This is a genomic window from Armatimonas sp. (genome assembly GCF_031410135.1).
Classification (GTDB): Bacteria; Armatimonadota; Armatimonadia; order Armatimonadales; family Armatimonadaceae; genus Armatimonas.
In genome coordinates this window covers 39,506-50,860 of the sequence record NZ_JANNYP010000860.1, presented here as the reverse complement: position 1 = coordinate 50,860, position 11,355 = coordinate 39,506, and the positions used below count along the sequence as shown (strand labels likewise).

Genomic DNA, 11,355 nt, shown 5'->3' with positions numbered 1-11,355 from the left:
CAGACTCGCCGCCGTCTGGGTTTGCCTGGGATCGGGCAGGGAAAGCGAAGGAACGCGATAGGTGGACTCCCCGGCGATGCCCAGTCCTTCACGGCTTGTCGCCAGAATTTTCACGTCAGGACAAGAACGAATCAGCGCATCAGCGAGTTTCGCGCTGGCATCCAGAACGTGTTCGCAGTTGTCCAGAAGCAAGAGAAGCGTCTTCGTCTTGAGAGCTTCGGTGAGCGTGGCCAGGATCGGCTTTCCCACTTCTTCCTTGACGCCCAGAACGCTTGCCACCGTGGACACGACAAGATTCGGGTCGGCGAGCGGGGCCAGCTCGACCAAAAAGACGCCATCGGGGAAGCGCTCCAGCAGATCGGCGGCGGCTTGCAAACTCAAGCGACTCTTTCCACTTCCGCCTGCCCCCGTGAGCGTGAGCAGACGCGTTTGTGCGAGCCGCTCCTGAACCTCCACCAGCTCTTTCTCGCGTCCGATGAAGCTGGTGACTTGCTGAGGTAGGTTGTTAGGGTGTGTCGAGAGCGACTTGAGCGCAGGAAAACTCTCCGGGAGGCGGGGATACTGGAGCTGGTAGACCTGCTCCGGGCGTGCGAGGTCTTTGAGCTGGTGCACGCCCAGCTCCCGAAGTGTGGCGGTCGGCGGAAGACTATCGCGCACCAGCTCCTGGGCTGCCTGCGTGAGTAGTGTCTGCCCGCCGTGCCCGGTGGCGAGCAAGCGTGCGACTCGGTTGAGGGGCGGGCCGAAGTAGTCGCCCTCGCGGCTCTCGACCGCGCCCGTGTGGAGCGCCATCCGAACCTTGATCGGCACTTGCTCCGGCCACGGCTCCGCGGCTAAAGCAAGCTGAGCGGCAAGAGCTGCTGCGAGGCCGTTGGGGGCGGTGGCAAAGGCGGCACAGAACGCATCACCGATCGTCTTAAAGACAGTGCCCTCGGCTGCCGCAATTGCCTCGTGCAGCAAGGCATCGTGGCGAGCGAGGGCAAGGCGCATCGCTTCAGGATGTGCCTCCCAGAGCTTGGTACTCCCCTCGATATCCGTAAAAAGAAGTGTGACGGTGCCTTCGGGACGGTTCATCTAGCTCCGCGTGTACTTATTGAAGAACTCCAGAGTCCGCTTCCACGCCAGCTTAGCATTGGCGTCGTCGTAGCGTGGCGTCGTGTCATTGTGGAAGCCGTGGTTGGCGTTCTCGTAGACATGGGCGGTGAAGGGAACGTTACTAGCCTTAAGGATTGCTTCAAAAGCCGGAGCGCCATCAAGGATGCGCTTGTCGAGGCCGCCGTTCTGGATCAGTAAGGGCGACTTGATCTTCGCCGCATCCTCAGCAGAGGGCTGCGAGCCATAGAACGGCACGCCCGCCGCGAGCTCGGTGCCAAGCTTCACCGCCAGCATGTTGACGATGCCACCACCGAAGCAAAATCCCACGGCGCCGAGCTTGCCATTGCTCTCGGGACGTGCCTTCAGCCAGCGTGCCGCTGCGATAAAGTCCTCGCCCATCTTGGCCCGGTCTACGGTACGAAAGAGAGCCCCGCCTTTTTCATCGTCGCCGGGGTAGCCTCCCACCGAAGTCAGGCCATCCGGGGCGAAGGCGATAAAGTTCTCGGTCGCCAGCCGCCGCGCGACGTCCTCGATGTAGGGATTGAGCCCCCGGTTCTCGTGGATCACTAAGATCGCGGGCAGCTTGCCTTTTGCCTTGGCGGGCATGGCCAGATAGCCCTTAATGTTCGTATTGCCCTTGGGAGAGGGCACCGTGGCCGTCTCGGTCTTGATGCGCTTATCGTCCTTGGGGACTTGTTGTGCCCAGGCGTAGTTAGGCCGCAAGCTCTCCCAGAGCATGGTCGCCGTTACCGCTCCCGTGGCGAACTTCTGTGCTCCTTCGAGAAATGTCCGACGGTCAATGCCCCCATGCACATACCGGTCAAAGAGCTCCAGTAGCTCCTGCGGAAAGTCCGATGCTTTTTTGCGTTCCATAATGATAGACAGCTCCGTTCTTCAGTCAGTATACCAATTTCAGGGGAGCGTTTTGTTCCAGGCGAGAAGCTTCTCCGTGAGCTGGCGCACCCGCTCGGGCTGGTCTTGGGCGAGGTTTTTTGCCTCACCAGGATCGCTCTTGAGGTTGTAGAGCTGCGGCGCGGTGCCGTCGGTCATGCACAGGAGCTTCCAGTCGCCCTCACGCACCGCCAGATCGGGGAAGCGCTCGCTGGCACTGGGGCCGGGGCGATCCGGGGGGCGCTTCCAGAAGATCGGGCGGCGCCGGAGCGGCTGCTTCTTGCCTAGCAAGGCGGCGCTCAGGTCTTCCCCATCGTGTGCCTGGGACTTGCCTGCCAGCTTCAGGAGCGAGGGGAACATGTCCACGGATGTCACGACGGTTTTGTCATTGACCACGCCGGGTGTGACCAGCCCTGGCCCCCAGACAATCAGCGGCTCCCGAATCCCACCCTCGTAGAGATTGCCCTTGTGTCCACGAAACGCTCCCGCCGAGCCTGCACCAGGCTCCGGCCCATTGTCGCTGGCGACAATCACGAGGGTGTTGGGAACGGTGCGAAGGTACTCAAAAAGCGGCCCGAGCTGGGAGTCCATCTCCTGCACCACGGCGTTGTAGAGGATCTTCTTCGCCCCATCGCCGCGCACGGCTTTGGGAGGAAAGAACGGCGAGTGCACATCGTCGAGCCAGAGGTTGACAAAGAACGGCTTGTTCTTGGCCCGTGCCTCCGTCATAAACGCCTGTGCCCGGCTGGCAAACGCGCCCGTCACTTTTGCCCGCTCCATCCACGTGATGTTCCCTCGACCAAGGTTGTCACTACCCAGGGCGTGCTTCTTGGGCGCAGTGCCGTCGTAGGCATCGAGCAGCGGCAGAATCCGATCGCCCAGGCCCTCGAACTGGGTGAGCGAGGTATCAAAACCGTACTCCGTGATCAGAGGCGCATCGCCGACATCACGCTGGCCGCCCAGGTGCCACTTGCCGAAGTGCCCGGTCGCATAGCCTGCGCGTTGCAGCTCCCGCGCAACACTAGGTGCTTTCACGTCCAGCCACTGCACCATCCCCCGTTTTGTATTTGCGGCGCGTGTCTCCAGAAACGAGTTCATGCGCCAGCGCTGGGGATACTGCCCCGTGAGGAGGCCCGTGCGCGATGGCGAACAGATCGGGGCGCTGACATAGAACTGGGTAAAGCGAACGCCCTCACGAGCCAGCCGGTCAATGTTGGGGGTCTTAGCGAGCGTGTTGCCGTAGCACGAAAGATCCGCATAGCCCATGTCATCCACCAGCACGAAGACGATATTGGGTGGCGGGGCAGCCGTAGCGAGTGGCATCAGAGAGCGACCTCTTTCAGCGCAGGGTCTTTGGTCTCACGTACCCAGCTCTTCAGCAGGCTCATGAGGCGCTTGCGGTTATCCTGCTGCGCAGGTTCCTCGGCGAGATTGGTCAGCTCATCGGGGTCGGTTTTCGTGTCGTAGAGCTCGCACGTGGGGAGCGTGATGCCGAAGCTCTGCGGGTCCATCTCCTGGAGAACGCGAAACGCAACGGGGAACTGCTCTTTCACCCGAACCGTCTCGTTGTAGCTTCGGTTGCCCCAGGGCTTGGGGTCTTTCGAGTCCGCGTTCACCTGTCGCCAGGCTTTTGGGGGGCCTTCGCGGTAGATCAGCCGGTAGCGCCCATCAAAGACGCAGCGCTCCTGCATGCCATTATTGGGCAGCACCCCCAGGTGCGAGATCTCCGCAAAGACGGCTTTGGCTCCCTGCGCACTTCGCTTGCCTTCGAGAAGGGAACGCAGGCTCTTGCCATGCAAGCCCGGCGGCCCAGTCACGCCCACATAGTCCAAGATCGTCGGGAGCAAGTCTACTGTACTAACCAGGGCACCGGTGCGAGTGGACTTTCTGCTTCCGGGTGCGCGGATGAGCAGCGGCGTGCGCAAGCCCAGATCATAAAGGCTCATCTTACCGTGCTGAAAACTGGGGCCATGATCGCCCAGAAAGATCACGAGCGTGTTGTTCTCTGTGCCCGTCTCTTTAAGCGCCGCGAGTGCTCCCCCGACACGGGCGTCGGCTTCTTCAATACCTGCCAGGTACTCCGCCCAGTCTTTTCGGATCTCTGGCGTGTCGGGCAAGTAGCTCGGGAGCTTCACGTCGGCGGGCTTGACACGGATCGGCTTTTTATCGCTATCCGGGTAGGGCCGGTGGGAGTTGGGGATGTTGTAGAGCAGAAACCAGGGCTTCTGCTTCTCCTGCGCTCGCTTGATAAACTCAGTCGCCGCGCGCTGGCTAGGGTCGAGCAGGAACTCGTCGTAGGGGAATTTTTCTGCCGGAGCCACATGGAGCTTGTGGGTCACCCCTTGCCAGTAGCCTGCTGCGCTGAGAATCTCAGTGAGCGTCATCACCTCGGGCTTGATGCGATTGCGCTTGTAAAGCGGGACGTTTTTCTCGGCCTCGGTGAGCCGCGCGAGTGGCTTGTGGTAGTTGAGGGTGTTGTTGAGAATCCCGTTGGCGTGGTTGTACATCCCCGTGTAGAGCGCGGCTTTCGACGCCGAGCAGACGGGATAGACCACAAATGCCCGCTCAAAGACTACGGATGTTTTCGCCAGTGCGTCCATGTGTGGCGTCTGCACGCCCGGCGTTCCGAGATACCCGGCCTGTGTGCCCTGATCCTCGGTCAAGATAAGTAAGATATTAGGTTGCTTCATCGATTTAGCCTATGAACCGCTTGATCGGCCCGGTCTGATCCGCGATCAATTTGTTCAAGCCCAGATCCAGATCGCCGAAGTGTTTGATCGGGTTACCGTAGGCATTGAGGATGGTGGTGAACCAGTTGCCGATGGTCTTGTGTCCTTCGGTGCCCCAGTAAGGCAGGCGAATGTAGCGACCAGCGATGTTGAGTTTGGCATTCCTGCCCGACATAATGAGGTAAGGCCATTCGATGCCGGTGCTGTGATGGGTCTCACCATTGTCCGGGAAATAACAGAGCATGGTGTTGTCGAACATGGTCCCCTTCCCCTCAGGAACGCTCTTGAGCCGCCTGACAATAGTATCAATCAGTGTCATGTGGGAATGACAGAGCTGCTCCCTCACTTCAGGTGCAGTCAGTTTTCCGACGGACTTGCCATGCCCCACGTCGTGCAGATTGATCTTCTCCGTTTCGAGGCCGGGAACTCCCGTATAGGGCGTGCCTAGTTCATCAACCGTAAAAGTAACCACATTGGTCATGCCAGAAATCAGTGCGGACAGGAGAATCTCCGTGTGACCGAGCTGCCGGTCAATGGTGGAAATATTGTCCGCAAAGTACTTCTTATCCAACTTCGGAATGTTCTTGCCAATGATGTCACCCATCGCATCCAATTTCCTGTTTCGCGTGCGTATGTCTTCCATGGCATCGGCATAGTTTTTGACTTTCGCCAGTTCCAGACCGATGAGATCCTGGCTGAGCCCGGATTGATTGCCGGACGTGAACTCCAATAACTTGCGCTCAAGTTCGTACCGGACACGGCCACTTTCGTTATTAGAAACAGACTTGAACAACTCATCAATGGCCACTTTAGGTGATCCAAAGGCATAGTTAGGCTGCTGGGGACCCCGTGCGGAGAAACCCTTTTCAATGCCATTGATATTTCCACGCGCATTTCCGCCCCCATCCGGGAAACAGGCCAGCTCAATGTGCTCCAAGGGTGAGGGAAAGAGTCGGGCCAGCTCAAAATCGACTGTCGCCCACTTGATGGAAGCCAGCCGCTCCGTGGCCGCGTAAACACCGAGACACGACTGCCACGAGTGGTGCCCGTTGGTGCACATCCTGCCAGACAACCCCTGGAGAATCGTCATATCCTTTTTGTGGGCGTTGAGCACACTCATCCATTTGGGCAGTTCGTGCTTGTCGAGGTCCACTTCGAACGCCTCTTTTTTGTTTTCCTTCTCCATATCCTGCGCACTCAAGCTAGGCGGCACCATCACGCTGGGAAAAAGGCCATTGCCTTTATGCATGAAGATAAAGCGCATCGGCGGCTGACGAGCAACGGGTGCCTCGAACAGTTGCGACAGGGAAGAAGGAAGCATCAATGCCCCTGTGCCCAATGCGGATGATTTCAGGAAGTCTCTTCTGGTGTTCATAATGGTGGTTCTCGTTGGTTGTCTTACTTGCGATACAGGAATGAGTCGGACGTTAGGAGGGAAACAATCACAGCTTTGAAACTTCCGCCGCTTTCGCGATACGCTTTGTCGGCGGCGATGAGCGTCTGCGAATCGGACAGCATTTCATTTCTTCCCATATAGAAACGGAACGCATGGCGGATGATGGACTGGCGCACTCGATCGGATTTGCTGAGCCTTTGGATTAGGTCGAAGGAATCTTTTACGGGGCCATCCAGCTTGGAATTGCCTGTTCCACGGAGGTTACCAACGGTACTCACCGGCTTGGCTTTGTAGGAATCGGCGTCGTTTTCACGCTTGGCTTTTTTGATCAGGTTTTCCGGGTTCTCTAGAGGTTCCTCTGCGCGAAAGCGTCCAAAATCATCGAACTTCTCAAAAGGATAGCCGAGCGGATTCATCTGCTGATGGCATTTCCAGCACGCCGCCTGAGCGGGACCGGTTACGGACTCGACGCGCTCCCGGAGGGTCATGTGGGGATCTTCGGGGATCTTGGCATCCACGGTGATTGGCACATCGGGCACGCGGCCTGCCAGCAGCTTTTCCTGAATCCAGCGCCCACGTCGGATGGGGTCGGTGTGGAAGTTGGACGAATGGGCGATCAACCAGGCAGGGTGGGTCAGCAAGCCCATATGATTTGCCAGCTTGAAGGGCTGAACCACCGGATAATTCAAATTATGGTTCTCGTCATATCTCTCTTCGCCTCGAAAAGGCGACCCTGGTGTTCCCCCGATGCTATAGCTTTCCGAATATTTGAAGTTAGAACCGTGTGCCCAGGGAAACGTGGTGAAGGGCGTGTTGCCTTTACCAAACGTGAAGGAGAAATACTCCATAACGCGTCGCAGATCGTTGGAATGGGTGAGTTTCCCAAGATCAACATTGTGCTTCTTGCACAGCTCCTGATGCTCAGCGAAGACTTTCTCCGGATTCTTTCGCCAGTCCGTGTCCTTGAGCGTCTCGTAAAGTTCGCGCCAACCGGCGATTATCTTCAAGCCTTTCTCGTTGTCCACATTATGATACATGAAAAACTGGTCCGTAGTGAGCAGGTTCTCGAACACATTCCGATCCTGTTTGAGACATAGGTCCACGATTTTATCGGCTTCCACGATCAGGCGTCCGGGTGTCCCACTGCTGTCGCGCCCCGGATTTTGGTAATAGCCGCCGCTACGCTTATTGTCTTTGAATACCTTCACCGCATTGGGATAACCGAAGAACTCGCGAAAGAAGCGGATGATCTTTGGATGGGAGGTGTCGTCCGAATTGTTCATAGTCGGGTCAATCACGCCCTTGTAGTAGTTCTCGTCGGCAAGAAGTCGCAGCACTTCCCGCTTGTAATCCTCTTTGTTTTTCAGTTGCCCTTCTGCGGCAGCCCTGACCAATGCGGGATCCGGCCCCCAGTCCCCCAAGGCATAGGCAATGGCATAACTCGCCTCCCGGGGCGAGAGCATCTTCCTGCCGTCTGCGTCCGCTGCCCCCTCGCCAAATTCGAGGCGATAAAGAAACTCCGACTCCAACAGAACGGCGACGAGCATCTGGCGCAGTCCCTCGGTGTTGCCGGCCAGATCAATGGCGGAGCGGGTCATCGCCAGATACTTCGCCTGCTCCCTGTCGCTGGCTGGGCGCTTGAGTACGATTCCAAACTGGGCTTGGATGGCGGCGATGATCGCATCATCCGAGGGCTTGGCGGTGTTGAGGATGACCGCTTCGAAGGCCGATGGAGTTGGCGGGGAAAACCGGTCAGACGGGTTTTCAAAATAGTCGGCCTTGAAGTCCCCTTTCTTGACCCGTGCGGCCCGGATCTGCTTCTGGGAAATCCAATCTGCGTTGGTAAGCATCACTAACAAGTGGCCCCCATCGAGTGGAGTGAGAGCGTAATCGCGAATCCCCGAGCGATCCGGCAACACAAAAGGAGCGGTGATGCCGTAAAAGCTCTTGTATTTTGAGTAAGCCTCTCCCTTAAGCCTAAAGATATCAATGATCCGCCCCTTAAAAATCTGCGGACTCACCAGCCAGCGCCGGGCGGGAGTGAAGGGCTTGTCTTTAATCGCGCCACTGAAGAGCTTGTCGTGATCGACATTATTGCCGTAATCGGGGTAACCAAGTTTGTCCTCAATTAACGGCGCGTTCGACTTGAGCAGCTCGCCCCGTACCCAATCCGCGAGCAGCTTGCGTTCCGCAGCATTCGGCTGCTTCTCATCCTGGGGTGGCATCCCGGTGAAGTGAATCTGTTCCTGAAGCTTATTCATCAGATCCAGCCGCACTTTCGCATCCAACGACGAGATCGTATCCAGGCGCACCTCACCCTTGCTCGTCTTTTCGCTATGGCAGCCATAGCAATAGGTTCGCAGAACTCTCTGCACAGGTTGAGGAACGTCATCGTTCGCGACATGGTTAGCAGCCGCAAAAAGCACAACGAGGGGCGTGAAGATGTATTTCATAATTTTGCTTGTTGCAACTGTTTGAGTTCCGCCATCATTTCGGCCAGGCCTTTGCCGATTCCGCCGAGAATTTTTGCAGAGCCGAGATAGTGGAACTCGAAGTTGGAGATTCCTTTTTCCAGTATCAGCCGCTCACGTTCGGTGAGGCCTTCCAAGCGCATTTTTCCCAGCGTGGCTTTCTCATCCGCGGGATTCAGTTTGTTTTCCTTGGCGAGCTTCTTAGCCTTATCTTTGATACCCGTATCCTTCTTCTGGGCAGCACTTAGCTCAAGGTCCCAATATTTTTCCGTTCGCATGGCCGCGACGTTTCCTTTGAACTCGGGCATTTGCGCCGGAGCCGCCATCGCGGCGCGAAAGTTGTCTTGAGTGCTTTTGTTGCGTTGCTGCTCAGGGCCAAACTCTGCGGTCGGCCCACCAACTCCGAGCACTCCGATGACGAAGGGCAGTTTCGGTGCGTTCAGATCCTTGCGCACATCGCGGATGAAATGTGCCATCGCTGTGCTGTAGGCATCGTAGCCGCCGGGCTTGTCGCGGTTTGGATAGGTGCCGGTGTCCACCAGGTCGTTCCAGCCTTGGAACCAGACAAAGCCCGCCAGCTCGTAACCCTGCGCGGCATCAAAATCCGGCACCACGCGTTTGATATCACCAAGCACCTTCTTCACATGCTCGACCATGAGGCGGTAATTCACGCCCGTTTCCTTTTCCTTCGCGGCTTTAATGGCCACGAGATCCTTACCCTTCTTTTGTAAATTAGTGAGCTGGGTTTCGTTGAACACATAAGGCCCAGCGCTTGGCGGGCGAAAATCCGTGTTCAGGCTTTTGCCGCCCCATGCGGTCTTGATGAGTAGGATAGGCGCATCCGTGGACTTTTCCATGTAAATGCCGAACGTGAACTCCAGTCCGATCTTCGGTCCGTTCCGCCCCGCACCAAAGCCGGAGGTCAGCTTGCCCGTCTGCTCGGTCATATCAGAGACGCCATTGCCGACACATCCAATCGAGGAGATCCAAACGCGCTCGCAGACTTTTGGCTTTCCATCCGGGCCGAGCATTTCCGCGAGCATCGGCATGGTGGCCGGGTCCATGCCAATGTGCTCGAAGGTAGTGACCTTGGCATGACCTTGCATGTTGGACTGCCCAGCGAGGATATAGACTTGGAGTGGTTTCGTCGTAGCAGCCACTGCGGACACGGCGATTAGTGATGTGATGAGGAGTGCGAGGATGCGTTTCATAGTGTTTTGGCTTTTGGTTTGGAGTTCTCGATGACTAACACCCAGTCCTGGGGGGAGGGCAGTCGCGGCGCGGCATATTCGCCCGAGGGGGCGTTGACGATGCCTTGATCGAAGCGCCTTCCTGTGGCGGGATCGAAGTAGTAAGCAGTGTAACGGATGTTGGGTTCGAGCTCTTTTACAACCGTTCCTTTCCAGTTGTAGATACCACGCTTGGGCTGGTAGATGAGCCTGATCTTGCCCGGAATGCCCGCTGCGAAACAATCCTTTTCGGCCCACTCTGGATGCACCTCGAAGCGTGACCAGGGATACTGCTCCAGCAACCTCTTGCCGATCCCGAGCTGAGTTGATCCGGGGTAGTTCATCCCCTCTTTCCAAGTCGTCCAGTCGTAGATAGGATCAATGCCCGGGTCGCCGTCCACGCTAGCCTGCCAGATGCCCGCTGCGCCGTAGGTGTGGCCGGCCGCGCCGCTCAGCATAAAGTTCCAGAACAGGTGACGCTGTAGATCCTGGAAATTAGTTTGCATGTGTCCTTCATAGCAGGCCTCGCCGCAAAGCACCGGCTTGGTGGGCTGCTGTGACTGACAGGACTTCATCAGTGCAAGAGTTTGCGCCGCCGTTGCAAAGCCTTCGTGCCCGATCGCGACCATATCGAAGTCAAAGACCGCATTCGCTTTAATTTCCTGACGCGGGTGTCCCGGAGCGTGGTAAGTAAGCGGACGGTGGTACGGATCCGTTTCTTTTACATACTGCGCCAGCTCCGACCACGGGCCATAAGCATCCTTGGCTTCACCGCCGACGATCCAAACTGTGGGATAGGCACCGTAGCGGGCAATCAAGTTCCGCCAATGCCGCTTGAAGCCGTCGAGCCCCACTTGTGCCAGCGTGCTCCGTCCTCCGCCCTGCGGACGCCCCCAACCGCCGACGATCACCGGCACGATTCCCGCGTCGACAAGGTGCTTGATGCGACGGTCGGCGAACTCGAAGTACTTGGGATTCACCACGCTGAAATCAATCTTCTCGTAAGGCTTGCCGCCTTCATTCTCCCAGCGTGCCTCCATCATGTTCTCATCAGGGTAGGGTCCACAAACGATCTGCACCGCATTGAAGCCCTTTGCCTTGCGGTCGGCAGTCAGCTCCTGAAAGCCCTCCCAGGTCATCCGCTTGCACAGATTCTTCCACCACGTGTCGCCCAACCATAGAAATGGCCTACCATCTTCATGCTCAAAGTACCGGTGATCGGCCGCCACCCGGAGGGGGCCATGACGATAGAGGGAATTCTGCTGCCGGTAGGGCTTGATTTCCAAATTGCCCCTGACCCCGTGCAACCCGGCATCTTCAGGATCACTACACTGGCTACGGTAGTGATGAACTCCTACGATCGGGGAAGCGTAGCGGACTTTCCACTGCGCGCCACCAGCCCAAAAGGCAGGGACTGTCTTCTGCGCGCCCTTGGGATCGGTGAAGACGACATCCAGCACCGTATTCTTGAACGAATCAGGGTGCGTTTTCTTTGCCAGGAACGAAATCTCCAGCAGGACATTGGTGGAAGTGACGATCGATCCCAT

At 57.5% G+C, this 11,355-nt stretch carries 8 protein-coding genes; all 8 read right to left on the bottom strand.

All coding sequences use genetic code 11. The features are described from left to right. Nucleotides 1–1,071, bottom strand: a 1,071-nt coding sequence (locus tag RMO15_RS30975; RefSeq protein WP_309722385.1) for an adenylate/guanylate cyclase domain-containing protein, incomplete at its 3' end; no start/stop codon positions are given. Beyond that, on the bottom strand, nucleotides 1,072–1,965 hold the full coding sequence (locus tag RMO15_RS30970; RefSeq protein ID WP_309722382.1) for a dienelactone hydrolase family protein: 894 nt from the start codon (nucleotides 1,963–1,965) through the stop codon (nucleotides 1,072–1,074). A 39-nt stretch (nucleotides 1,966–2,004) separates the two neighbouring features. Further along, on the bottom strand, nucleotides 2,005–3,306 hold the full coding sequence (locus RMO15_RS30965; protein ID WP_309722379.1) for a sulfatase-like hydrolase/transferase: 1,302 nt from the start codon (nucleotides 3,304–3,306) through the stop codon (nucleotides 2,005–2,007). Next, on the bottom strand, nucleotides 3,306–4,673 hold the full coding sequence (locus tag RMO15_RS30960) for a sulfatase (RefSeq protein ID WP_309722376.1): 1,368 nt from the start codon (nucleotides 4,671–4,673) through the stop codon (nucleotides 3,306–3,308). The genes RMO15_RS30965 and RMO15_RS30960 overlap by 1 nt, the downstream gene beginning before the upstream one ends. 4 nt (nucleotides 4,674–4,677) lie before the next feature. Then, nucleotides 4,678–6,087: a DUF1552 domain-containing protein gene (locus RMO15_RS30955; protein WP_309722375.1), complete on the bottom strand. Its 1,410-nt coding sequence runs from the start codon at nucleotides 6,085–6,087 to the stop codon at nucleotides 4,678–4,680. Between the two features lie 23 nt (nucleotides 6,088–6,110). After that, entirely contained in the window at nucleotides 6,111–8,561 is a 2,451-nt protein-coding gene (locus tag RMO15_RS30950) for a DUF1588 domain-containing protein (protein ID WP_309722373.1), read from the bottom strand. Further along, on the bottom strand, nucleotides 8,558–9,790 hold the full coding sequence (locus RMO15_RS30945) for a sialate O-acetylesterase (protein ID WP_309722371.1): 1,233 nt from the start codon (nucleotides 9,788–9,790) through the stop codon (nucleotides 8,558–8,560). Before RMO15_RS30945 ends, RMO15_RS30950 begins: the two co-directional genes overlap by 4 nt. Next, nucleotides 9,787–11,355 carry a DUF4038 domain-containing protein gene (locus tag RMO15_RS30940; RefSeq protein ID WP_309722368.1) on the bottom strand — a complete coding sequence of 523 codons (1,569 nt, stop codon included), beginning with the start codon at nucleotides 11,353–11,355 and terminating at the stop codon, nucleotides 9,787–9,789. Before RMO15_RS30940 ends, RMO15_RS30945 begins: the two co-directional genes overlap by 4 nt.

Bases quoted from the DNA above. Each gene is read 5' to 3' on its own strand.
- RMO15_RS30965 (WP_309722379.1), bottom strand. From the start codon at position 3,306: ATGCCACTCGCTACGGCTGCCCCGCCACCCAATATCGTCTTCGTGCTG.
- RMO15_RS30950 (WP_309722373.1), bottom strand. From the start codon at position 8,561: ATGAAATACATCTTCACGCCCCTCGTTGTGCTTTTTGCGGCTGCTAAC.
- RMO15_RS30955 (WP_309722375.1), bottom strand. From the start codon at position 6,087: ATGAACACCAGAAGAGACTTCCTGAAATCATCCGCATTGGGCACAGGG.
- RMO15_RS30940 (WP_309722368.1), bottom strand. From the start codon at position 11,355: ATGGGATCGATCGTCACTTCCACCAATGTCCTGCTGGAGATTTCGTTC.
- RMO15_RS30970 (WP_309722382.1), bottom strand. From the start codon at position 1,965: ATGGAACGCAAAAAAGCATCGGACTTTCCGCAGGAGCTACTGGAGCTC.
- RMO15_RS30945 (WP_309722371.1), bottom strand. From the start codon at position 9,790: ATGAAACGCATCCTCGCACTCCTCATCACATCACTAATCGCCGTGTCC.
- RMO15_RS30960 (WP_309722376.1), bottom strand. From the start codon at position 4,673: ATGAAGCAACCTAATATCTTACTTATCTTGACCGAGGATCAGGGCACA.